17 protein-coding genes are annotated in these 24,248 nt (G+C 41.6%); 10 read left to right on the forward strand and 7 right to left on the reverse strand.

Translation table 11 applies throughout. The features are described 5' to 3' along the window. The first annotated feature begins 491 nt into the window (after window positions 1-491). The 4 genes from AB1Z56_RS06135 to AB1Z56_RS06150 all read left to right on the forward strand — a co-directional run bounded on the left by AB1Z56_RS06135 (window position 492) and on the right by AB1Z56_RS06150 (window position 8,736). On the forward strand, window positions 492-821 hold the full coding sequence (locus AB1Z56_RS06135; protein ID WP_309359581.1) for a DUF6660 family protein: 330 nt from the start codon (window positions 492-494) through the stop codon (window positions 819-821). Window positions 822-973: 152 nt separating this feature from the next. After that, complete coding sequence (locus tag AB1Z56_RS06140) at window positions 974-5,296, forward strand: CusA/CzcA family heavy metal efflux RND transporter (RefSeq protein WP_426791433.1); 4,323 nt, start codon at window positions 974-976, stop codon at window positions 5,294-5,296. 7 nt (window positions 5,297-5,303) lie between these two features. Then, window positions 5,304-6,614 (forward strand): efflux RND transporter periplasmic adaptor subunit, encoded by a 1,311-nt coding sequence (locus AB1Z56_RS06145; protein WP_426791434.1) that lies wholly within the window; start codon window positions 5,304-5,306, stop codon window positions 6,612-6,614. A gap of 34 nt (window positions 6,615-6,648) precedes the next feature. Then, window positions 6,649-8,736, forward strand: a complete 2,088-nt coding sequence (locus AB1Z56_RS06150) for a heavy metal translocating P-type ATPase (RefSeq protein WP_426791435.1) — start codon at window positions 6,649-6,651, stop codon at window positions 8,734-8,736. A 66-nt stretch (window positions 8,737-8,802) separates the two neighbouring features. Here the strand turns inward: AB1Z56_RS06150 and AB1Z56_RS06155 are convergent, their stop codons facing one another. Beyond that, complete coding sequence (locus AB1Z56_RS06155; RefSeq protein ID WP_309359573.1) at window positions 8,803-9,090, reverse strand: hypothetical protein; 288 nt, start codon at window positions 9,088-9,090, stop codon at window positions 8,803-8,805. Window positions 9,091-9,369: 279 nt separating this feature from the next. On the opposite strand from AB1Z56_RS06155, the gene dinB reads away from it, so the two are divergent. The 3 genes from dinB to AB1Z56_RS06170 are packed head-to-tail and all read left to right on the forward strand — an operon-like array spanning window position 9,370 to window position 14,316. Further along, a complete protein-coding gene (dinB, locus tag AB1Z56_RS06160; RefSeq protein ID WP_309359571.1) occupies window positions 9,370-10,554 on the forward strand; it encodes a DNA polymerase IV in 1,185 nt (394 codons plus the stop codon). Then, window positions 10,535-13,471, forward strand: a complete 2,937-nt coding sequence (locus tag AB1Z56_RS06165) for a DNA polymerase III subunit alpha (RefSeq protein WP_426791436.1) — start codon at window positions 10,535-10,537, stop codon at window positions 13,469-13,471. The genes dinB and AB1Z56_RS06165 overlap by 20 nt, the downstream gene beginning before the upstream one ends. A gap of 47 nt (window positions 13,472-13,518) precedes the next feature. Beyond that, complete coding sequence (locus AB1Z56_RS06170) at window positions 13,519-14,316, forward strand: GIY-YIG nuclease family protein (RefSeq protein WP_309359568.1); 798 nt, start codon at window positions 13,519-13,521, stop codon at window positions 14,314-14,316. A gap of 42 nt (window positions 14,317-14,358) precedes the next feature. Here AB1Z56_RS06170 and AB1Z56_RS06175 read toward each other — a convergent pair whose 3' ends face one another. The 3 genes from AB1Z56_RS06175 to AB1Z56_RS06185 are packed head-to-tail and all read right to left on the reverse strand — an operon-like array spanning window position 14,359 to window position 17,860. Beyond that, complete coding sequence (locus tag AB1Z56_RS06175) at window positions 14,359-15,954, reverse strand: sulfatase family protein (RefSeq protein WP_426791437.1); 1,596 nt, start codon at window positions 15,952-15,954, stop codon at window positions 14,359-14,361. A 51-nt stretch (window positions 15,955-16,005) separates the two neighbouring features. Beyond that, the gene (locus tag AB1Z56_RS06180) at window positions 16,006-16,806 is read right to left on the reverse strand and encodes a GNAT family N-acetyltransferase (RefSeq protein WP_426791438.1); all 801 of its coding nucleotides are present in this window, start codon (window positions 16,804-16,806) and stop codon (window positions 16,006-16,008) included. A gap of 58 nt (window positions 16,807-16,864) precedes the next feature. Next, complete coding sequence (locus AB1Z56_RS06185; protein ID WP_313263328.1) at window positions 16,865-17,860, reverse strand: GlxA family transcriptional regulator; 996 nt, start codon at window positions 17,858-17,860, stop codon at window positions 16,865-16,867. 201 nt (window positions 17,861-18,061) lie between these two features. On the opposite strand from AB1Z56_RS06185, the gene AB1Z56_RS06190 reads away from it, so the two are divergent. Together AB1Z56_RS06190 and AB1Z56_RS06195 are read left to right on the forward strand one after the other, a co-directional pair. Further along, window positions 18,062-18,376: an EthD family reductase gene (locus AB1Z56_RS06190; protein WP_426791439.1), complete on the forward strand. Its 315-nt coding sequence runs from the start codon at window positions 18,062-18,064 to the stop codon at window positions 18,374-18,376. Between the two features lie 43 nt (window positions 18,377-18,419). Further along, a complete protein-coding gene (locus AB1Z56_RS06195) occupies window positions 18,420-19,343 on the forward strand; it encodes an SRPBCC family protein (protein ID WP_426791440.1) in 924 nt (307 codons plus the stop codon). Window positions 19,344-19,386: 43 nt separating this feature from the next. Here the strand turns inward: AB1Z56_RS06195 and AB1Z56_RS06200 are convergent, their stop codons facing one another. Beyond that, window positions 19,387-20,253 carry an alpha/beta hydrolase gene (locus tag AB1Z56_RS06200; protein ID WP_309359556.1) on the reverse strand — a complete coding sequence of 289 codons (867 nt, stop codon included), beginning with the start codon at window positions 20,251-20,253 and terminating at the stop codon, window positions 19,387-19,389. Between the two features lie 244 nt (window positions 20,254-20,497). Here AB1Z56_RS06200 and AB1Z56_RS06205 point away from each other — a divergent pair, with 244 nt between their 5' ends. Then, complete coding sequence (locus AB1Z56_RS06205; protein ID WP_426791441.1) at window positions 20,498-21,367, forward strand: pirin family protein; 870 nt, start codon at window positions 20,498-20,500, stop codon at window positions 21,365-21,367. A gap of 104 nt (window positions 21,368-21,471) precedes the next feature. Here the strand turns inward: AB1Z56_RS06205 and AB1Z56_RS06210 are convergent, their stop codons facing one another. Then, window positions 21,472-22,695 (reverse strand): MFS transporter, encoded by a 1,224-nt coding sequence (locus AB1Z56_RS06210; protein ID WP_426791442.1) that lies wholly within the window; start codon window positions 22,693-22,695, stop codon window positions 21,472-21,474. Window positions 22,696-22,904: 209 nt separating this feature from the next. Continuing rightward, complete coding sequence (locus AB1Z56_RS06215) at window positions 22,905-24,140, reverse strand: TCR/Tet family MFS transporter (RefSeq protein ID WP_369012313.1); 1,236 nt, start codon at window positions 24,138-24,140, stop codon at window positions 22,905-22,907. Window positions 24,141-24,248 lie beyond the last annotated feature (108 nt).

Below are 24,248 nucleotides of genomic sequence, written 5' to 3' on the forward strand. Positions count from 1 at the left end.
TGTTATTGATTTTTGATTATTTGATTTCGTTATTGATTTGTGTCGTAAATGATCGTTGCAGTTGTATGCCGATTTGTGATTGAAAAATGGTATACCTTTGCTTTTTTTATTGCTATTGTTTTTTATCGATGCAATTATATAAATAGCATTTCACTTAACATTATGTGTTTATGTTATCTTATTTTTCTTGTAGAGAAATATCTACAACGGTGTTATTTAGGGCTTTAATGTTGTTTAAACACGTTTTACGCTATTTTTCTGTTAATTACAATTCGTTTTATTTGAATAAAAATGTATTAATAGTTAATGTAAGTATTGATCGGTAGCTTTGTGTAGGATTATGCGTTTTTATGTGATTTAAGGGTTGAGAGAAGCGGTTGTTTCAGCGCAGCTGTTCGATTATTTTTAAGAAGAACAGGAGGTAATGCTAAGCAATAGATTTCCGGGACCAAGAGGAGATTTTAATTTATTTTTTTTAAATTTGTGTATTCATGAGATTAATTGTTTTCATATTGATAGCATATATTATGGGACTTTCTTTTGTTCCCTGCAGTGATTCTACCAATCGCTGTGAGCAGACTGCTATGGAAACACAATTAAATCAAGCGCATAACCACAGTGATGACGCATCCGATGCCTGTTCTATTTTCTGCTATTGTAATTGTTGTAGTGGAAATATAACGGCTTATGCGTATCAATTTCCGCAAATAGATGGTGTCCCGGTTTCAATTTATTTTGATAGTCGTAATCCTGTTCTCAATACAGCGATTGTTTCCAGTTATTTTGGAAGCATCTGGCAGCCGCCAAAAGTTAATGCTTAATTTTTCGTAAAAATTCTAAAAACAAATCTGAATGAGCATGCTATGCTGTTCTTTATTCAGCTTTGTGCTCGGAATACGCTTGTTGTATTGTATTACGACAAGAGATGAGCTATTCTAACGAGCTATTATTTAAGCATTAATCACGTATAATTGTGTTAGATCATATTATAAAATTTAGCATTAAGAACAAGATCGTTATCGGTTTAATGACCTTGTTGCTTATCATTTGGGGGGCATGGAGTGCAACGAAACTGCCGATAGATGCCGTTCCCGATATTACCAATAATCAAGTCCAGATCTTTACCTCTTGTCCAACTCTTGCCGGACAGGAAGTGGAGCAATTGGTTACTTTTCCAATTGAACAAAGTATTGCAACTGTACCCAAAATTGAGGAGATCAGGAGTATTTCACGCTTCGGGCTTTCTGTCATTACCGTTGTTTTTGACGATGATGTAGATATTTATTTTGCACGTCAGCTAATTGGTGAGCGTTTAAAAGAAGCGGTGGATCAGATTCCACAAGGTATTGGTAAACCTGAGCTGGCTCCAGTAAGTACCGGATTGGGAGAAGTGTATCAATATATTATCCATCCTAAAAAGGGAAGCGAAAAGAAATACAACGCAAAAGATTTGCGCACCATGCAAGATTGGATTGTTGCTCGTCAGCTTTATGGAACACCTGGAATTGCCGAGGTCAATAGTTTCGGAGGTGAGCTCAAACAATATGAAGTAGCTGTTGATCCGAATAGACTTAAGGCTATGAATATCACGATTCCAGAGATATTTACTGCCTTAGAGAAAAATAATCAAAATACAGGTGGTGCCTATATTGATAAAAAACCGAATGCTTACTTTATCCGGGGAATTGGGCTGGCGACCTCCTTGGAAGATGTCAGAAATATTGCTATCCGAAAATCAGGGTCTATACCGATTTATGTAAAAGACGTTGCGGATGTACGTTTTGGTCATGCTGTGCGCTATGGAGCCTTGACATACAATGGTGAGGTAGACGCTGTGGGCGGTGTGGTCATGATGCTAAAGGGGGAAAATAGTAATGAGGTGGTCAATCGGGTGAAAGAAAAACTACCGACTATTCAAAAATCGCTACCTGATGATGTGGTCATAGAGCCCTATTTAGATCGGACGGACCTAGTCGGGCGTGCGATCAGTACTGTTGAAAAAAATCTGATTGAAGGCGCGCTGATCGTCATTTTTGTCCTGGTATTATTTCTTGGGAACTTGCGCGCAGGTCTTATCGTTGCCTCGGCGATTCCACTGGCGCTGCTGTTTGCACTTGGACTGATGAACGTCTTCGGCGTAAGTGCCAATTTAATGAGTTTGGGTGCGATAGACTTCGGTTTGATTGTGGACGGAGCCGTCATTGTGGTGGAAGCTACACTACACCATTTAGGCTTACGAAAGTCAACCGAGAAATTGACCCAGGCTGAAATGGATCATGAGGTATTTGAGTCTGCTTCAAAGATTCGTACCAGTGCAGCCTTTGGTGAGATTATTATTCTTATTGTCTATATTCCAATTTTAACATTGGTGGGTGTTGAAGGGAAAATGTTTCGTCCAATGGCACAAACAGTTGGATTTGCCATTTTCGGCGCATTGATTCTCTCGTTAACCTATATCCCTATGATGTGCGCTTTGTTCCTACCTAAAAAACACAGCGACAAGAAGACGTTGAGTGACCGGATGATTGCGGGGCTGCAGCGTATTTATGAGCCTTTATTACAAAAAGCCATTCGGTTTAAATACCTAATCGTGAGTTTAACTGTTGCCATTTTTGTTTTGTCGGCCTTCTTTTTTAAGAATATGGGTGGCGAGTTTATTCCACAATTGCAGGAAGGTGATTATGCGTTCCATTGTATACTTCCGCAGGGAAGCTCGCTTTCGCAAAGTATTGAAACCTCTATGCAGGCTTCCCGGATTATCAAAGAGTTCGATGAAGTGAAGATGGTCGTTGGTAAAACAGGTGCCGCTGAGGTGCCGACGGACCCCATGCCACCGGAAGCGACAGATATTATGGTGGTATTGAAGCCTCAAAAAGAGTGGAAGTCGGGACGTTCTTATGAAGAACTGGGTAGTGCTATTCTTGAAAAATTAGAGGTAATTCCTGGTGTCTTTTTCGAAAAGAATCAACCTATTCAGATGCGTTTCAATGAGTTGATGACGGGTATCCGTCAGGATGTGGCTGTAAAGATCTTCGGTGAAAATATCGACTCACTGGCCGCTTACGCCAATGTGGTTGCCGCGCAGATTCAATCCGTTCAAGGGGCGACTTCTCCACAAGTGGAGCGCGTATCTGGTCTGCCGCAAATCAATATTGTTTACGACCGTACACGGATTGCGAATTATGGATTGACCATTCAGGACGTTAATGATGTGGTGAGTACCGCCTTTGCCGGTCGAAGTACGGGACAGATCTATGAAAATGAACGTCGCTTTGATCTGGTCGTCAGGTTAGATACAACCCACCGAAACAGTATTGATGATGTACGTAATCTGATGATTCCTACAGATACGGGTACACAGATTCCTCTTTCTCAGGTTGCTGCCATTGATTATAAATTGGGACCGGCCCAAATCAGCCGCGAAGCTGGTAAAAGAAGAATTGTGATTGGATTTAATGTGGCAGGGCGTGATGTTCAAACCGTCGTAAAAGATATCCAGCAACAATTGGCGGCAAATGTAAAACTTCCTGCGGGTTATTATTTCACCTATGGGGGGCAGTTTGAGAATTTGCAAAAAGCGAGTTCACGTCTGTTGATTGCTGTGCCAGTTTCCTTATTGCTTATTTTTATGTTGTTGTATTTCACGTTCCATTCCTTTAAGCAGGCGACGCTAATTTTTACCGCAATTCCAATGAGTGCTATCGGAGGGGTATTTGCATTGATGTTGCGCGGCATGCCTTTCAGTATTAGTGCCGGTATCGGTTTTATTGCCTTGTTTGGTGTGGCCGTACTCAATGGTATCGTTTTAATTGGGACATTCAATCAGCTGAAAAAAGAGGGCGTCGATGATATTTTTCAACGCGTTAAAGAAGGTACTTTGACCCGTTTACGTCCCGTACTCATGACAGCGACAGTGGCCTCACTGGGCTTTTTACCGATGGCAATAAGTACAAGTGCCGGCGCTGAAGTTCAAAAACCTTTGGCAACGGTAGTTATTGGCGGATTGATAACGGCAACTTTCCTGACGTTATTTGTGCTGCCATTATTGTATATAATTTTTAATTCTAAATGGAATATGAAACGAAGTAGCGGTGCTAAGACCTTTGTTACAGTACTTGTTTTCCTATTTATGACCTTGGGATCTCAGGTGTTTGGCCAAGAGCGCATTTCTGTTACAGAAGCTGTGGAAACTGCTTTAAAGAGCAATCGCCAGTTTCAGATCAACCAGGCTGAAATCGCGGGTGCCGGTTTTAATGTTAAAACGGCGACCGAAATCCCCAAGACCGGGATTTTTGCAGAAAATGAAGATTACCGTCCTACGGATAAGGCCGGCTTATTGAAAATTGGTATAACGCAAAGTATTGCCTGGCCCGGGCTCTACGCAGCGCGTAAGGAGTATTTTAAACAGCAACTAAAATATGCGAATTTAAATACGGATGTATTGAAAACTGCGATTACGAAAGATGTAAGGACAGCCTATTTTCAGCTTTGGTATCTCCAGGATCGTCAAAAGCTGTATATGGAGTTGGATAGTATCTATACAGCCATGTTTAAGGCAACAGAATTACGTTTTAGGACTGGTGATGTGGCTGCGCTGGATAAAATCGCCGCAGAAGCAAAATTGAAAGAGCTGCAGGCTCAATTGGTTCAGAACAAAAAGGATATTGTTATTCAGCAGCAGCAATTGATGATGTTGTTGGATCGTAATGAGTGGATGCTTCCATTGGATCAGTCCTTGGAGAAGATTGTCGTGAACGCCAGCCCATCTGAAGAACTAACGCATCCTTTACTTGTTTTACAGCAGCAGAATGTAAATATCGCTTCATCGAATATCAGTGTTCAGAAAAATACAAATAAACCTGAGTTCTCGGGGCGATTTTTCTCCCAACGTGTGTGGGGAGCCAAAGATCCGTTATCGGGATTTTCTGTCTCCGCATCTTTCCCCGTCTTTAGCCTGGGCGCGTATAAAAGTAAAGTGAAGGCTGCCAATGCTGAAATGGAAGTTCAACAGCGTAAGTTGGAATATGATACGCAGGTATTCCAGACAAATAAAGGAAACGCACTTGCAGAGATCGACAAGAATAGTGCATTACTGCAATTTTACGAGTCTTCGGGTTTAAAACAAGCTGATGCGATCATTAAAGCGGCAAGTTTGGGTTATCGAACTGGGGAGATCAATTTTGCTGAATTAAGTCAATTTTTAAGTCAGGCCATAGGGATTCGTCAGAATTATTTAGAGGTACTCAATCAGTATAATCAATCAGCAATTCAATATAATTACTTCAATAACAAATAAGTCAACAATGAAAGTTTTCATAAAGATATTTATCGTATGTATCGCCGTTGCTGTTTTTTACGGTTGCGGTTCTAATGAGTCGGAGCGTAAAGGTCAACCAGCGGGAAAGGAAGAGCCTAAAGCCGAAGAGGGTCATGAGGAAGGGCCGGTTACCGTAGCCGCCCTGAGTGCTGCACAAATAAAAGCTGTGGGCATCGTTTTTGGAGGTATTGAAGAGAAGGAACTGACAGCCACAATTAAGGCCAATGGACTTTTGAGTGTACCCAATAACAATAAAGCGAATGCGACGGCGCTTTATGGTGGTGTTGTAAAGACATTGAATGTACAGTTGGGAGACAATGTGCGTAAGGGGCAGGTAATCGCTACGATTACCAACCCCCAGTTTGTACAGTTGCAGGAGGAATATGTATCCCTCGCAAGTAAGATTACCCTGGCAGAACAAGAAATGGCAAGGCAACAGGAATTGAATGAAGGTAATGCGGGCGCACGGAAAAATCTGCAGGCAGCAACAGCGGACTTCAACAGTTTACGGGCTCGAAAGGCTTCCTTGCAACAACAGATCCAATTGATGGGCATTAATCCCAATAGCGTGAATCTTTCCAATATGCGTACTTCATTGTCCGTAACAAGCCCTATCAATGGAACAGTGAGTAATGTTTTTGCGAAAATAGGGAGTTATGTGGATGTTTCTTCTCCGGTGATCGAGATTGTTGACAATAGTCTGTTGCATTTGGATCTGCAGGTGTTTGAAAAGGATTTACCTCTGGTTAAAGTTGGCCAGCTCATCAACTTTCAACTGACCAACAACCCGGATAAGACCTATACCGCTAAAGTTTTTACGATTGGATCTTCCTTTGAAAATGACAGCAAGACCATCGCTGTACACAGTACGGTTGTGGGCAGCAAAGTGGGCTTGATTGATGGAATGAACATTACGGGTATGATCGGTGTCAATAATGTGCGGACTCCGGCTGTTCCTAATGACGCCATTGTGGAGGCCGACGGCAAGTATTATATTTTTGTGGAGACAGACAAGAAACCCGAGGAGCATGAAGAAGGGCACGACGATCACGGGCATGCGCACGATGAGGGTGAAGCAAAACATGCACACAGCAATGAGAAGGAAGCCGGGCAGCATGGAGAAGAACAGGCCAAGAACATCAATTTTGAAAAAATTGAGATTCAAAAAGGCGTGTCTGCCTTGGGGTATACGGCGATTATCCCGGTTACAGAAGTGCCGGCCGGAACAAGAATTGTTGTGAAGGGTGCTTTTTTTATCAATGCTAAAATGAGCAATACAGGTGGACACGAACATTAATTGACAGCATTTGTTAACATAATCAAAGCAAGTTATGGAACATAAACATCGTTATGATGCACAAGGCAGACAGCTTTGTTGTACACAGACAGAAAAAATATATAACCAGGCCGGAGCTGAAGACCTTATTGGGGAAGCTCCGGCTTCCAGTCACGGTCATGATCATAGTCCTGATGAGGACGGTCATGATCATAGTCCTGATGAGGACGGTCATGATCATAGTCCTGATGAGGACGGTCACGATCACTCGACGGCAGGGGCCAGTCAGATGCAGCTGTTTCTACCTGCGCTAATTTCTTTTGTCTTGCTCATTGCTGCAATAGCCATGGATAATTGGATTGCGCAAGCATGGTTTAAGGATTGGGTCCGGACAAGCTGGTACATATTAGCTTATCTGCCAGTAGGGGTTCCTGTCATCAGGGATGCTTTAAAGAGTATAGCTAAAGGGGAAATCTTTTCGGAGTTTTTGCTAATGAGCATTGCTACCCTAGGAGCTTTTGGAATCAAAGAATACCCGGAGGCTGTAGCGGTGATGTTATTTTACGCCGTAGGAGAAGTGTTTCAGACCTTGGCGGTGAGTCGGGCTAAAAGTAATATTAAGGCATTGCTGGATCAGCGTCCGGATGAAGTGACCATTTTGGAGAATGGAAAGAGCAAAGTGATCAAAGCCGCCGATGCAGGTATAGGAGCAATAGTTCAGCTGAAACCTGGAGAAAAGCTCGGGCTGGATGGTGAATTGCTGTCTGAACAAGGTGCATTTAATACAGCCGCGCTGACTGGCGAGAGCAAGCCAGATACAAAGATGGAGGGTGATGTTGTACTGGCCGGAATGATCAATATGAATACAGTGAGTCTAATTCGGGTGACAACCGCTTATCAAGATAGCAAGCTGAGTAAGATCCTTGAACTTGTACAGAACGCGACAGCTCAAAAAGCACCGACAGAATTGTTTATTCGGAAGTTTGCTAAGATATATACGCCAATTGTGGTCTTTTTGGCCATTGGAATCTGTCTCCTGCCTTACTTGTTTGTCGGTCAATATGTATTTAGCGAATGGTTGTACAGGGCTCTCGTGTTTTTAGTGATTTCTTGTCCCTGTGCACTGGTCATTTCAATTCCTTTGGGATATTTTGGCGGAATAGGTGCCGCGAGCAGAAATGGTATTCTATTTAAGGGTAGTAATTTTTTGGATGCGATGGCCGACATCAGACATGTCGTGATGGATAAAACCGGGACAATGACTGCGGGCGTTTTTAAGGTGCAGGAAATTAAACTACAGGCCGGTTACGATGAAGCAAGAATTTTGAAGCTCGTCAATAAAATAGAGAGCCACAGTAGTCATCCGGTTGCAACGGCAATCAGAGAATATGCTGGCGAGGTCGATGAAGCGGTCAGTCTTGATGATGTGGAAGAAATCGCCGGGCATGGGCTAAAAGCTATTACTGATGGTAAAGTACTGTTGGTAGGAAATTTTAAATTGTTGGACAAGTTTAATGTAGCCTATGATATCGATCCGAATAGTATCGTTTATACGACCATTGCGATCGCCTTGGACGGTAAATTTGTAGGATTCATGACGATCGCTGATCGCATTAAAGCGGATGCTGCGCTTACGATCCAGCTCTTGCATAAGCTTGGTGTAAAAGCAACGATGCTGAGCGGGGATAAGACGACAGTAGTCGCCTATGTTGCCAAGGAACTTGGTATAGATCAGGCCTATGGTGACCTGCTTCCGGAAGATAAAGTGAATAAAGTCAAGGAAATAAAGGCGGTAAACGAATCTGTTGCTTTTGTTGGTGATGGCGTTAACGATGCTCCGGTCGTAGCACTGAGTGATGTTGGAATCGCGATGGGTGGACTGGGCAGTGATGCGACGATCGAGACGGCCGATGTCGTGATACAAGATGACAAACCTTCGAAAATTCCAATGGCCATTCGCATTGGAAAAGAAACGAAAAAAGTTGTTTATCAGAATATAGGCCTTGCCTTCATAGTCAAAGGGATCGTGTTGATTCTTGGAGCTGGAGGTTTGGCGACAATGTGGGAAGCTGTATTTGCCGATGTTGGCGTATCGTTAATAGCTATATTGAATGCGATAAGAATTCAGAAAATGAAGTTTTAGTGATGAACTCTGTTTTACACTCGTCCTTCTAATTTGATGAAATGGAGGACGGGTGTTTATAGGACCTTATTTGCCGACCATTTTTTCATAAAGAGGCCAGAGAAAAGCCAAGTCATCATCTGCTTGCGCTTCTGGATAATGTTCATCGTGTAGGTTGCGGATTTCAACTCCTTGCCCTTGATCATTAATCACAACCGCCGCACGAAGTTCATCGGATCCGTCATAATAAATACCGACGCCGACCAGTTCCCCATCGCGCTTAATCTCGCTGACAATGTATTTTTTTTCCTTTTTACCCTTTGCAGTATATGCTCCGCTACTAATCGTGTTTCCCTTTGTATAATATTTTCCCATACCATCTGAACAGATAATGGCTGCATTTTGTTGTTGATTTGCAATTTATCTTTTTGTCACATGTTTTTACAGTGTGCCAATAGCATTTGCTTTCATTCAATTGTTTACCTGTTGCCTTAGCTTTTGGCGTACGATTGAAGATGCTGCTGTATTCTTTCTACAAGATGCGTTTGCTATTTTTTTTCGCCATCATTTTATTTAAATACTAAATATATTAGTATATTTGAGCGTGATTTTTATTGCTGACAAGTAATAATGACATGTCAATACGTGAATGATATGGAAAGGAGTATAGTCCATTGTGATCTGGATACATTTTTTGTATCCGTTGAACGGCTGGTCAATAGTAAGCTTATTGGTGTACCAGTGCTTATCGGTGGCAGCAGCGATCGAGGTGTGGTGGCTTCGTGTTCTTATGAAGCCAGGAAGTCGGGGGTACATTCCGCCATGCCAATGCGCTTGGCCCTAAGAATGTGCCCGGATGCGGTTGTTGTTAAAGGTGATCACGATTTATACAGTTATTACTCTAATATGGTGACCGAAATTATTTCGTTAGAGACACCAATTGTAGAGAAAGCAAGCATCGATGAACATTATCTTGATGTTTCGGGAATGGACCGTTATTTCGGATGCTGGAAATGGAGCCAAGAATTGCGGCAGCGCATCATTCGGGAAACGGGACTGCCGATCAGTTTTGGCCTTTCTGTCAACAAAACAGTTTCTAAAATCGCAACAGGACAGGCAAAACCCTGCGGTGAGTTGCAAGTGAATGGGGGGACAGAAAAGGGTTTTCTTGCCCCGCTTTCCATTCGGAAAATACCCATGGTCGGTGATAAGTCATATACCTTGTTGCGTAATATGGGGATTTCGAAAATTGGAACATTGCAACAAATGGAGATTTTAACCTTACAGCAGGTTTTAGGGGAAAATGGTATTCATATTTGGCGGAAGGCCAATGGTCTCGACGATACGCTTGTCGTTCCCTTTCGTGAACAAAAATCCATGTCTAAAGAAACGACCTACCAGCAGGATACGATCGATATAGATGTATTGCGACGTACATTGATCGGGATGGTTGATCATCTCGCTTTTGAGTTACGTAAAGAACAGCGGCTGACCAGTTGTGTTACCTTAAAGATACGCTATAGTAATTTTGATACCCACACCCAGCAATTGCAGATCGGTTATACGAATTCCGACCGAAGATTGATCGAAGTAGTACTATCTTTATTTAAAAAGCTATATAGCCGGCGGATGTTAATTAGGTTGGTAGGAATCAAGTTTTCGGGTCTAATCTATGGCGCTTACCAGACGGATCTATTTGCTGATAATGCCGAAGAAGTAAATTTGATGCAGGCTATGGATCGTATTAAAAGTCGATATGGAGCAGAATTTTTGATGAAAGGGATTTGTGTGCCCATTCCGGGGGAGAAAGGAGGGAAGAGTGCTTCTAAATCTTCATAGCTTCTATAGCCTGCGGTATGGGACATTGAGTCTGGAAGATCTCATCGAAGAGATCCGGTCTGGAGGCTACGATACTGCCGTGCTGACCGATATTAACAATAGTTCTGGAACATTGGATTTTATACGGCTGGGACGTAAAAGCGGGATAAATTTACTCGCAGGGATGGAGTTTAGAGCAGGTGACACGCTTTGTTTTATCGCTATTGCTAAGAATGAACGTGGTTTTCAGGAAATTAATACCTATCGTACCAAACTGAATATGGAGCAGCGATCTGTGCCGCAACGTGCCCCCAATTTTGAACAGGTATTTGTTGTTTATCCATTTTCGATGATCGGCCAACAAGAGTTGCGGGACTATGAATATATTGGGGTTAAACCCTCTGAACGCACCAAAGTACGCTTGTTGGATCGGAAACATTTGGATGATTGTGTTGTATTGGCGCCTGTAAGTTTCCAGCGGAATGACTATGTGCTGCATAGACAATTACGTGCGATTGACAATAATCTGTTGATATCACAATTGGAGGCGCATCAAGTGGCTCATCCGGATGAAGTACCTTTGTCGAGAAAAGCGTTGATGGAGCTGTTTGCAGATTTACCCGAACTCGTGAACAATACCGAGCAACTGCTTGCCCAATGTTCTTTCTATTTCGAATTTGAGACCGTTAAAAATAAAGCCACTTTTACAGACAGTCATTATGCGGATAAGGAAATGCTTTTTAGCCAGGCAGCAATGGGGTTGGAAAGACGTTATGGGAAAAGTGATGCTGTGGCAAGGGAACGGATCCAGCGGGAATTGGAAATTATAGAACATCTTAAATTTTCAAGTTATTTTCTGATAACGAACGATATTTGTCGCTATGCAAGACATCGGGATTTTCATTATGTAGGGCGTGGTTCTGGAGCAAACTCCGCAGTAGCCTATTGTTTGGGGATTACCGATGTTGATCCTATTGCATTGAATCTGCCATTTGAACGTTTTCTAAATCCTAAGCGGAAGAGCGCTCCCGATTTTGATATTGACTTTAGCTGGAATGAGCGTGACGATATTTATGATTATATTTTTAATAAATACGAGCATGGACATGTCGCGTTAATGGGCGCAATGAGTACATTTCGGTCGCGGAGTATTTTGCGTGAACTTGGAAAGGTATATGGTCTTCCTAAGGCGGAGATCGATCGTTTGATTCATGAACCCGAACACATGCTGAATAAAAATGAAGTAACGAATACCATTTTGAGTGTATACAATCGGATGGCAGATTTCCCGAATCAACGTTCCATCCATGCAAGTGGTGTTCTTATTTCTGAAGCTCCCCTGGTATCTTATGGAGCGATGGACTATCCTCCTAAAGGGCTCCCTACGATGCAATTTGATATGTACGTCGCCGAAGATATTGGTTTTGAAAAATTTGATATTCTATCGCAACGAGGGATAGGTCATATCAAGGACTGCAGAACGATAGTCCGTGAGAATCTGGGCGAACTGATCAATACAGATACCCCCGAGCTTTTCTTTAATGACCCGCTAATTGCGGCACAATTGCAGTCTGCCCATACTATTGGGTGTTTCTATATTGAAAGTCCAGCTATGCGTCAGCTTTTGACTAAACTGTCATGCAATACTTATAAAACTTTAGTGGCAGCTTCTTCCATTATTCGTCCAGGGGTGGCTAGTTCGGGAATGATGAGCGAATATATTCGACGTCATCACGATCCATCTGCCGCAAGTTACCCGCATCCAGTCTTTAAAGAGCAGCTCGAGGAAACTTATGGTGTGATGGTTTACCAAGAAGATGTGATGAAAATTGCAAACGCCTACGGTGGCTTGGATATGGCCGATGCAGATGTACTGCGGCGCATGATGTCGGGCAAATATCGTGATAAGGATCACCTTGCAGCTATCAGCGCGCGTTTTTTTGCCAATTGCAAGTCGAAAGGATATGCAGAGCGGATCAGTATAGAAATTTGGAGGCAGATGGAGAGTTTTGCCGGTTACTCCTTCAATAAAGCACATTCAGCGTCCTATGCTGTGGAGAGTTACCAAAGTCTCTACTTAAAAACCTATTTCCCGTTGGAATTTATGGTTGCGGTCCTCAATAATTATGGTGGTTTCTACAACCGCAAGGTGTATGTTAATGAAGCGCGGGTTGCAGGGGCCAACATCTGTCTGCCTTGCGTTAACCAGTCCAATGCTAATACGCGTATTTTTGGAAAGGATATTTATTTGGGATTTGATTGTCTCCAGCATCTGGAGGATAAATTGGCTTTACGAATTGTGAATGAACGGGAGTTGAATGGACCTTATCTTAGTTTAGAAAATTTTATTAGCAGGACGGCGATCGGTCTGGAGCAATTAATTATTTTGATTCGTGCTGGTGCCTTGCGTTTTACTGGAATAGGGAAAAAACAATTATTGTGGGAGGGTCATTTGATGATGAGTAAATATAAACCGGCCCGCAACGGAAATGTACTCTTTGATCTGGAAAGCAGAAAACCTATACTTCCGCCACTGGAGGAAAATGTCTTGGAAGACTATTATGATGAGCTTGAGTTGATCGGTTTCTGTGTTACAGGTACATTGTTCGATTTGGCAAAGAGTACCTTTAGAGGCGATATTTGTGCGGAGAACATGAAGTCCAACGAAGGTGAGACTATTCGGATGGTCGGTGATTTTGTCTGTGAAAAAATGGTCAGGATGCGCAATGGTGGACAAATGAAATTTGGAACTTTTTTGGATTCGGAAGGACGTTTTTTTGATACCGTTCATTTTCCTCAGACACTTATCGAATATCCACTTCGGGGGAACGGTATTTATTTGATCGAAGGGAAAATTGTCGTTGACTATGGCTGTCCATCATTGGAAGTAAAACGATGTGCCAAGATGCCTTTAAAATCTGATCCGCGAAGTGAATAGCCTATTTTTTAGATTACCTTTGTAATGTATTACGTGGAGTACAAGTGATGACGAAAGAACAAATTGCGGGATTGCTTGAAGGAGTGCCTTCTGCAGTTGGCGTATATTATATTTACGATAAGAATGATGTGTTAATTTATGTCGGTAAGAGTATCGATATCAGGAATAGGTTATTGCAACATTTTAGAAGTACAGATTTTAAGGAACGTAAAATCCAGGGAGCGGCTTACCGTGTGGGGTTTGAACTAACAGGTCACGAATTATTAGCCCTTTTATATGAATCTGACCTGATCAAAAAACATCAGCCGTTTTACAACCGTGCACAGCGTCGAACCTACTATGGATTTGGCCTTTATTTAGAGACAAATCCATCGGGCTATCAAGTCCTTCAAGTGGAAGCGCTTGATTCCGAACGTGAGGAGTTAATGACCTTCTCGAGTCATCAGGAAGGAAAGGAGCAGTTATTCAAGATCGTGGAAGCGTACCAGCTTTGCCAAAAGATAAACAGGCTGCAGACTTATACGCGGCATTGTTTTCAGTACATGCTGAAAACCTGCAAGGGGGCTTGTATCGCGCAGGAGCTACCGGAAGATTATAATCGAAGAGTCCAGGAGTTTGTGGCCTCTTCTGAACTGCCGCTGGGCGAGATATTTTTGGAGTTTCTAGGCCGTACACCCGAAGAAAAAGGGCTGGTTTACCTTTTGGATGGTCAGTATAAAGGATTTGGCTATTGCAATAAACGTGTACGTAGTGAAAAGAAAAAACGGGAAGCTATCCTCCTTAAAGCTGACAACAGAGATGTCAGACGTATTTTGAGACGTTATTTTAAGTGCAATCCTTTTTAGATCACTGACGAATATGGTTTACTGGAGCGCTGCTCCAGTAAATCAAGGTTTTATTTTTGGTAAAAACTTCTTGTCGTTTTCATCGGAATCTTTATAGTAAGCCCGGGCTTCGCGCAGTTTATGATGCATTTCTTCACGTACGTTTTGGTATGCTTGTACATTGTATACATTCTGCATTTCCTGCGGATCTTTTTCAAGGTCATATAATTCCCACTCATCTTTGTCGTAGTAGAAATGGATCAGTTTGTACCTTTCGGTGCGAATTCCGTAGTGGCGTTTTACCATATGAATGGAAGGATATTCATAATAGGTGTAATATACGGCATCACGCCATTTATGTTCTTTCCCGTTGAGCAAACCACGAAATGATTTTCCCTGCATATCTTTTGGAGCCGCAAGCCCTGCATAATCTAGGATTGTAGGTGCAAAATCGAGATTCTGGACAAGTGCTTTTGAAGATTGGCCAGCTTTTATTTCCGCTGGGTAACGGATCAATAAGGGGGTTCGAAGCGATTCTTCATACATAAAACGTTTATCAAACCAACCATGTTCACCAAGGTAAAAGCCCTGGTCCGAGGTATAAATGACAATTGTATTTTCATCGAGCCCATTTTCTTTCAGAAAATCCAATAGACGTCCAACGCCTTCATCTACAGCGGCAACAGTGCCTAAGTAGTCTTGCATATAACGCTGATATCGCCAGCGCATAAGGTCTTCTTTGGACATGTTGTGGTATTTCATTTTAAAATCTGCCATAATTGGGTTGTAGATAGAATCCCATGTTGCACGCTGTGTTGCTGTCATCCTTCCCAGGTTTCCATTAAAGGCCGCCTTATCCCAGGTTAAATATTCTTTTATGCCCAATTCGTCCATTAGTGCAGGTGGTATCTTGTTGTCTCCAGCCCAGTTCATATGTTTGAGGATATTCATTTCTGCGGTTTTTGCTGCCGTTCCTCTTCCTTCGTAGGTATCGAATAGATTACTGGGTTCTTTATAGGTTTTTGATGTATACTGTTGAAGATGCCGTAAGGCTGGTAACCACTCCCGGTGCGGTGCTTTTTGGTGATAGAGTACACAGAATGGCCTGCTTGTATCTCGTTGCGCGATCCAATCCAGAGTCATGTCGGTGGTTAGGTCGGACACGTAACCTTGGATTTGCTGTTTGACGCCATCGATAATAAAGTTTGGATTGTAGTATTCCCCCTGATCAATAAGAACAGCTGAGTGGTCAAAACCCTGAGGCAGACCATCCATGTGAATTTTACCTATTAATGCGGTTTGATAGCCATTTTTTTGGAGGATCTTCGCGAAGTTATCCTGATTCCAATCGAATTTAGCCTCATTATCAATTTTTCCATTGATATAGCTGTGCTTCCCTGTTAACAGCACAGCCCTGCTAGGGGCGCATAGCGAATTTGTCACCGTGGCACGGGTGAAGATCGCGCCTTCCTTTGCCAATCGATCAATGTGAGGAGTTTCGTTCAACCGATAACCATAGGCGCTGATAGCCTGATAGCCGTGATCATCACTCATGATATAAACAATATTTGGTTGCTTTTTTACTTTACCTGTTTGCGCCATCAGCATACAGGGTACAAGTGTGACTAAGGTGAGGGTGAGGAAATAATATAGTTTCATGGGTAAGGTTAAATTGAATATATGGTTTACTAATGAATCTTTTTTTAGAAGTTAACCGATATTTCCACCGATTCTATTGAATATATATGGAAATTGGACATCGATATGATCACCAAGATACATGCGTTTCGCTTCGCGTTTTACACAATATCCTTGACTCGTTAAAAATGAAATTGCAATCGTATTCTCTTTGGGTAGTACGACTTTTGAATTTTGTTTTAAATGTAATTTAAGTAAGGCTATTCCAGCATGTGGTTCGTTTGATGCAATAAATCCCTCTCCCAATGTTGGAAGATAATAAGCGCTCACCGTGTTATTATCCGCGTAAACATAGGCAGATTGTAAGTGTGGCTCTATCTCACATTGTCTATATTCTGCCGTTATTGCGTGATCAAGCGCTAGAAGAGCCTGTTTAAAGTTGGATTGATAAGGAAGTATATTGTTGTCTGGTTCCTCAGGATGAGTCAGTGCTATGCCTTCAAAGAAAAGATAGGAGGAGCTTTCTTGGAACCCAATTTTTGCGTAAACGGGTGCTCCCATATCGGTCGCTATAAGCTGAATACTTGTACAGTTGTTGAGTTGAGCGGTATGAATGAGCTCGTTGGTCATTATTTTTCCATATCCTTTTCCCCGTTCATCTGGATCGACAATGATATGCCCCAGCCACGCAACATGATCATGCACAATAGTAGCTCCAATGGCTGCAATCTTGCGGTTGACGATGAGCTTTATTGGAAAACAAAATGCACTGTTCATATAATGTCTCACCTTTACAGTAATATCACCCCAGCCTTCTGGAGTTAGTTTTGCTATTTGGGGTAAGTCGGAAATCTGAATGGGTTCAAAAGTCATTTATTTATTAAATGGGTTTACGTATAAAGTTAAATATAAGGACTTTTGAATAACAATTCTATTCTTGAACGGTGTTTCTCTTATTGTATTTGCTTTTGTACGCTAGCGGAGTGAGTCCTGTAAAGCGACGAAATATTTCGCGGAAAGCCTTTATATCTGTGTATCCAACACCATACATCACTTCGTTTACGGTCTTTCTAGAGGTCTCAAGTGACTTTTTTGCCGATTCTATTTTTATTCGTTGAAGATATTCTATTGGTGTGTTGCCTGTAGCCCGGATAAATCTGCGATCGAAATTTCTGCGCCCTATCGTAAATAGTGCTGATAGCTTATCCATCGATATTTTCTCAGTAAAATTCTTTTCGAGATAGTCCTGTGCACGCATGATCATTTCGTCTCCATGTGACTTCTGTCCATTAAAAATCATAAAATCAGATTGCGTTTGCCTGTCAATATCAATTTGAAAGATTTTGGAGCAATAAATAGCCGTCTGTCTATCGTAGAATTTTTCAACAAGATAGAGGAGAAGGTTGAGGAAGGAATAGCCCCCGCCATTCGTATAGATGCCTTGCTCATCAGTGATAATTTGTTCTGTTTTCAAATTGACCTTGGGAAAGAGTTTCTTGAAATTTGCCGCGGACTTCCAGTGGATAGAGCAGTTTTTGTTGTCTAGGAGACCCGTGGACGCCAGTAAATATGCGCCAGTACACATGCTTGCAACATTGGCTCCCTTGTTATATTGGGCCAATACCCATTCAGTCAGGATGATATTTCCAGCTTCTATTGCATCAAAATTAGGAATCACAGCGGGTATTATAATGAGATTGGTTTTTTGAATTGCAGCGATATCTTTCTGGGACAGCACCGTTAACAATCCATTGACAAAGTTACTCTGCATGGAAACTCCCGCCAATTCTATATTAAAAATGGGTTCTCTGCCCAGTTGATTGTAATAGCGGTTAGCCTCGGTGAATACATGATATGTTCCAACAATGCAAGATATGGTGTTTGGGCCTGTTTGACTATCTGGTACTAAGATGGTTAAGTGTTTCATGTTCAGGGTGTATAAGGTCGCGTGCAAATATACGATACGCAGTTTATTGATCGCTCCTCTGCCTATTGAAGAACTTATTTATAGTGGAAATATACCAAAATAGATTGTCTAAATCAACCGCTGAGAATGTCTATTTTACACCCTCTTTTATTTTTTTAGGCCCGCTATATTTGATTTACAAATTCAAATTAACACAGCAAGATGGTACGAATGTTCGCAATATATAAGATGCCGAAGGATAGGGAGTTTTTTGACAGGCATTATTTTGAAACACACATTCCATTGGCTAAAACACTTCCGGGACTGATTAGTTATGAAGTGGCAAAGGATGGGATTATGTCAACGACGGGACACGACGATGTCTATTGCATTGGAACTTTACATTTTGAAAGTTTGGAAGCGGTTAAAACTGCATTTGCCTCGGCACAGGGGAAAGCCTGTGCTATGGATCGGAAGATCTTGGCGCCTCATCAAAATGATGTCCAGATTTATATATTTGATTCTATTGAGGCATAGGGATTTAAAGTGTACGAATTAAAGTTGTGAAATATCATATAATATGAAACAGGAGGATTTTAAAACAAGTTTTACCGTTGACACAGGAGCTCAACGTGTATTTGAGGCGATCAATAATGTCCGCAGATGGTGGTCACAAAATATTGAAGGATCAACTGCCGCTTTGAATGACGAATTTTTGTATCACTATCAAGATGTGCATCGCTGTCGTATAAAAATAGAGTTGATGGAAACCAATCGGAAAGTTGTATGGCATGTCTTAGAAAACTATTTTAAATTCACAAAGGATGAAAAGGAATGGACCGACACTTATATTATCTTCGATATAGTGGAGGATGGGGGCACAACTACCTTAAATTTTACCCATCAGGGACTCCATCCCCAAGTAGAATGCTATCAGCTATGTCATGATGCTTGGACGCATTATATCCAGGACAGCCTGAGACAGTTGATTGTTACTGGTCAGGGATTAGCAACCCCAAAGGAGGAAATTGCTATACAGCCGCAGGGCGAAGATCAAGGATCAAAGGATGCTGGCACTAAAAGTATATATCATCGATTATTGATTGAAACCCCTGTGGAGATAGTTTATAAGGCGATTACCACAGCAGAAGGACTGGCAGGCTGGTGGACTCCAGATACGGTTGCAAAACCAGAGGTTGGCAGTGTACTGAGATTCGGGTTTGGTCCCAGTTATTTTAAGACTATGGAAGTCATTGTGCTGACACCTTATTCAAAAGTGGAATGGCGCTGTATTAAGGCACTGGAGGAGTGGATTGGAACGACATTGACTTTTGAACTTGAACCTCATCAAAAGGGATGTGTTTTACTATTCCACCATGATGGATGGGCAAGCTATAGTGCTGAGTTTGCTTCGTGCAGTTTTGATTGGGCTTTATTTTTTAGAAGTTTAAAATTTTTTTGTGAGAAAGGTCAGGGCTTTCCATATCCCGAATTTAATAAATGATCTTGTTTAATGGGGCATAATACATTTTAGCGAGCAAATTGCGTTATTGCAGTAACTCATGTATGGCGCGTAGATAATCCTTGTTTTTAGAAAAATCATTATGCCCCTCATGTCTCAACCGGATCAATTTATCATGCTTCTTAAAGAACTTACTAAGTTTAATGGACGAACCAAAATAGACGGCCTCATCCTTATCTCCATGAAAAATAATTGTTTGGCACTTCACTTTTTGTAATGCTGAAGCATTGTCAAAATGGAAAGGGATTCCAGTGGTATCGATCTCGGGGGCGACATGATGTGTCCAATCTTTAAAATTATAGTACGGTGCTTGAAGAATAAGCATTTTAGGTTTATTGTCTGCGGCTAACGTTGAGGCTAGTGCTGTCCCAATAGATTGACCGATCAATATAATCTGATCTTCCGGATAGTGTTGAGTTAATTGTTCATATACTGTCTGTAAATCGCTATAAAGTATTTTTTCATCAGTTACTTTACCTTCGCTTTTCCCATACCCCCGATAATCCAACATAAAAAGGTCATATTCATTGTCGGTATAGATATTGGCAATTTTGCCCCAGGTATCTAATGCTCCATTACTGCCATGCAAATAGAAAATTAGCCCTTTGCTACTATCGGCTTTAAACAATAAACCATGGAGTTTGATATTATCTGCCGTTAGGATAAATTTTTCGTCAAATTTACCCTTGAAATTAAAACTCGAATCCTGCATCTTTTTACCGGGGAATAATTGTTCTTCCAGCACCTCGTTCCAATTCGGCATTGCTTCGGATTTACGATTGGACTGCGCATATCCCAATGGAAGTAAAAAAATGTATAGGAAGAGTAATAGTGATAGACGTAGGCTGAAACGTCGACAGATGTTGGTCGATGCTCTATTGTTTATATCCATAAATGATCTAGTCCATGTTTTTTTTAAGTTACATTTTTTTGAGAAATGCTGAAAGTTTTAGAGATAAAAATTAAGAATAAGTACTGTTCTTGATTTTCTTAACCTAGATTAAGTTTATACCTTAATCCAGGTTGTTGGTGACAGGTGCCTTCTTGTCGTAACTTTGAGGTAGAAACATAAATAGATAGCATCAATCTATGTTTCCATTAGCATTAGTAAACAACGATAAATAGGAGATAATAACATGAAAAGATCAATTGAACGGATTTTCCAACGTCCGGCCCAACCTGGAATGGTGGGAGATGGTTTTCGCGTATTTAATATGATTCCAGGCAAAGGAATTTCTCAGAAGAGGATGAGTCCCTTTCTTCTATTGGACTTCAATGCAGCATTTGATTTTGGACCTTCTGACCATATAAGGGGAGTGGATGTCCACCCGCACAAAGGTTTTGAAACCGTGACCATCGCTTACAAAGGGAGTGTGGCACACCATGATAGTTCGGGCAATAGCGGTGTTATTCGTCCTGGTGATGTACAATGGATGACTGCTGGAGCATGGATATTGCATAAAGAGTATCATGAAGAGGAATTTTCGAAAAAAGGAGGACTGTTTGAAATGGTTCAACTCTGGGTCAATTTACCCGCAAAGGACAAATCAACGGCGGCACACTATCAGGGGATTACTGCCGACCAAATGGGCAAAGTTGTGTTGCCAGATGCGGGCGGTGTGGTCAATGTGATAGCGGGAAAATTTCAGGATACGATCGGACCAGCCAGCACATATACTCCGATCAACCTCTTTGATATTAAATTGGAAGAGCAGCATGAAACGAGCTTTTTGGTACCACAAAATCATAATACTGGAATATTGGTAGTGAATGGCGAGATTGTGGTAAATGGAGAGGTCGCTGGAGAGCATAGCTTTGTGTTATTTGATCATGATGGTGAAGAGATTTCGATAAAGGCAAATAAAAAGGCGGTCTTGCTTGTGTTAAGCGGTGAACCTATTGACGAACCTATAGCGAGTTACGGGCCATTTGTGATGAATACACAGGCCGAGATATATCAAGCTTTTGAAGATTTTCAGGCGGGTAAGTTTGGCGTGCTCGAATAAATGAAATAGGTTTTCAGAAATGGCTTACATCTCGATAATGTAAGCCATTTTAGTAGACTAAGATAACGGAATTAGCAACTGTTAGTTGGCTGCCAAACAGCTTATTATGACCGCTTGCCATAGGTAATATGGGCAATCAGGACCAGTAATGTACAACAAAAACCTGTGAACACCACACCGTTCCACTGAAAGTACTTCCAAGCGAGGGAAGCTAAATAACTACCCAAGGACCCACCCGCAAAGTAACTAAACATATAAACTGTATTTAACCTGTTGGTTGCACCTAAATTTAATGCAAAAAAAGAAGATTGATTGCTGATATGCATCGATTGTAGGCCAAGGTCAATCAAGATAACACCACTGATCAAACCCATGTAACTATAGCCCCCAAAATAGAAGATAACCCAACTTAATAAGAGGATGAATATTGAACTTAAAATAATCCGATAAGTGGAAACACGGCTTGAGATTTTTCCTACTACTGATGCTGCCAGAGCGCCAACGGCACCGATCAATCCGAAGGATCCGGCCACAGCAGACCCCGCATGGAAGGGGGCTTCTTGCAGGTGAAACACTAATGTAATCCAAAAAGCACTGAATCCAGCAAAGCCTAATGCCCCTCTTAATGCGGATAGGCGTAGTACAGGTTGAGTTTTTGTAAGATGAACTAATGAATGCATTAGTTGCAGGTAAGTTCCTTTAAATGTTGGTTTTACATCGGGGAGATTGAAGGTCAATAATAGCATTAATAAAATCATACATGCTATAGCGATATAATAGATGGCTTTCCAGCCCCAGATATCGCCGATAAATCCTGCCGCGACACGTGAAAGCAAAATGCCCAATAGCAGGCCACTCATGACCATGCCAATAGATGAATTGCGTTTTTCCGGTGCAGAGAGTTCTGCAGTGAGTGGGACCAACATTTGTGGAACTACAGAGCTGAATCCAACCATAAAGCTGGCGAGATAGAGCAGTTCAAGTGTAGGCGCCATAACCACCCCAGCTAAGGAAACAATAATGAGCAAGAATATCGATAGTATTAATTTTTTTCGTTTTACCATGTCCCCCAATGGAACGATAAAGAGTAATCCGGTTGCAAAACCGATCTGTGTAAGCATAGCTATGATACTGATTGCGGCTTCAGTAACATGAAAGTCTTTTGCCATCAGTCCTAAAAGTGGCTGATTGTAATAATTGTTGCCGACAACTATTCCTGTTGTCAATGTAATAAGCCAAAGAAGAGATTTTGTCAGTACAGGTGTGTCAGGTTTTGATGGTGTATGAATGCTTATTTTTTGATCTTTTATGTTTGTTATATGTATCATCTTGAATAGTATTTCCTTGGAGGCAAAATTAAAGAGATCATTATTGCCGGAAATGAAGAATTCGATCCATAAATTGAAGAATTGTAGTTCAAGTATACTGCCTCAAGTCAACAATATAAAAATCCATTGGCGGGGTTTCTGTAGAAAACTCCCGCCAATGGATTTTTTGGTGATGATAGGTGAAAATATCGCGAAGTGATTAATCCACTTTACTGGTTTATGTGTTGATTTCGCTTTTTCTGAAAAGCACTGTATACGATTATCACACTTATGGTCATCAGAACGAATGCTAAGAAAAATGGTGCGCCTGAGAATTTAAAGGGAGCTTCGTCATGAGTAAAGTAATAGAAAAGATTGGTCATCATTGGAGGACCAATAATTGATGTTGCACTCATCAGACTGGTTAAGGCCCCTTGAAGTTCACCTTGTTCGTTTGAAGGAACATTTTTGGTAATAACAGATTGAAGGGCAGGGCCACAAATACCGCCAAGGCAATAGGGGATAAGGAATACGAACATCATCCATCCTTCGCTTGCAAATGAGAACAACAATAAGCCAATGGCATAGAGAGTCAGCCCATAAAAAATGCTTTTCTGTTCACCAAGTTTGGGGGTTGTCCATCGAATCAAAACACCCTGGACCAATCCAATCAGCAAACCAATAACACCCAGCGAAATACCGACCATTCTTTCGGTCCAATCAAATTTATACATGGTGAAAAAATTCCAATTGCTCTGAACCGCATGGCCTGCAATATATATTAAAATTAAGGCGACGATTAATCCGGATATTTCCGGATGTTTTCCGAGGAACTTAAAGGATCCAACGGGATTGGCACGTTTCCAGTCAAAGGCCCTGCGTTTTTCTTTGTCCAAGCTTTCAGGCAAGATGAAATAGCCATACAGGAAGTTTAGCATACACAATCCTGCAGCGGCGTAAAAGGGAACCCTGGCACCATAGTGACCAAGTAGACCGCCGATAACTGGGCCGATGATAAAGCCTAGACCAAATGCAGCGCCTATCAAGCCAAAGTTCTTTGCCCGATCTTCATCTGTTGATATATCCGCAATATAGGCACTTGCCGTTGTAAAACTGGCGCCAGTCAACCCGGCAATGACCCTTCCCAGGAAAAGCCATCCTATGCTTGGAGCGAGGGCAAGAAAGATATAGTCTACAGCGAATCCGAAGAGGGAGATCAATATAATGGGTCTTCGCCCATATTTATCACTGAGATTGCCGACGACCGGAGAAAATATGAACTGCGTAAAAGCGTAAGCAAAGCCAAGCCAGCCTCCGTATTTCGCAGCTTCACTAATGTCACTATGAATCAATTCCTCGATAAGTTTAGGAACAACGGGAATGATGATTCCCCAACCTGTAATGTCGATGAGTAATGTGATAAATATGAATCCGATTGCTGCTTTTTTCTTGGAATTTTCCATCATGTTCCAAAAGTAATGAAATCCTTAAAAACTTGTCTGTTATTTAATTACTAATTTGTGATTGCTCTTTTATTTTCGGTTACGTTAACAAACCGAGAACAGAAGGTTCTT

The sequence above is a fragment of the Sphingobacterium sp. WOUb80 genome (genome assembly GCF_050058145.1).
In the GTDB taxonomy this organism is placed as follows: domain Bacteria; phylum Bacteroidota; class Bacteroidia; order Sphingobacteriales; family Sphingobacteriaceae; genus Sphingobacterium.

Excerpts from the sequence above, each read along its gene's own strand:
- AB1Z56_RS06135 (WP_309359581.1), top strand. The coding sequence starts at position 492 with ATGAGATTAATTGTTTTCATATTGATAGCATATATTATGGGACTTTCT.
- AB1Z56_RS06145 (WP_426791434.1), top strand. The coding sequence starts at position 5,304 with ATGAAAGTTTTCATAAAGATATTTATCGTATGTATCGCCGTTGCTGTT.
- AB1Z56_RS06150 (WP_426791435.1), top strand. The coding sequence starts at position 6,649 with ATGGAACATAAACATCGTTATGATGCACAAGGCAGACAGCTTTGTTGT.
- AB1Z56_RS06155 (WP_309359573.1), bottom strand. The coding sequence starts at position 9,090 with ATGGGAAAATATTATACAAAGGGAAACACGATTAGTAGCGGAGCATAT.
- dinB (WP_309359571.1), top strand. The coding sequence starts at position 9,370 with ATGGAAAGGAGTATAGTCCATTGTGATCTGGATACATTTTTTGTATCC.
- AB1Z56_RS06170 (WP_309359568.1), top strand. The coding sequence starts at position 13,519 with ATGACGAAAGAACAAATTGCGGGATTGCTTGAAGGAGTGCCTTCTGCA.
- AB1Z56_RS06175 (WP_426791437.1), bottom strand. The coding sequence starts at position 15,954 with ATGAAACTATATTATTTCCTCACCCTCACCTTAGTCACACTTGTACCC.
- AB1Z56_RS06180 (WP_426791438.1), bottom strand. The coding sequence starts at position 16,806 with ATGACTTTTGAACCCATTCAGATTTCCGACTTACCCCAAATAGCAAAA.
- AB1Z56_RS06185 (WP_313263328.1), bottom strand. The coding sequence starts at position 17,860 with ATGAAACACTTAACCATCTTAGTACCAGATAGTCAAACAGGCCCAAAC.
- AB1Z56_RS06190 (WP_426791439.1), top strand. The coding sequence starts at position 18,062 with ATGGTACGAATGTTCGCAATATATAAGATGCCGAAGGATAGGGAGTTT.
- AB1Z56_RS06195 (WP_426791440.1), top strand. The coding sequence starts at position 18,420 with ATGAAACAGGAGGATTTTAAAACAAGTTTTACCGTTGACACAGGAGCT.
- AB1Z56_RS06200 (WP_309359556.1), bottom strand. The coding sequence starts at position 20,253 with ATGGATATAAACAATAGAGCATCGACCAACATCTGTCGACGTTTCAGC.
- AB1Z56_RS06205 (WP_426791441.1), top strand. The coding sequence starts at position 20,498 with ATGAAAAGATCAATTGAACGGATTTTCCAACGTCCGGCCCAACCTGGA.
- AB1Z56_RS06210 (WP_426791442.1), bottom strand. The coding sequence starts at position 22,695 with ATGATACATATAACAAACATAAAAGATCAAAAAATAAGCATTCATACA.
- AB1Z56_RS06215 (WP_369012313.1), bottom strand. The coding sequence starts at position 24,140 with ATGATGGAAAATTCCAAGAAAAAAGCAGCAATCGGATTCATATTTATC.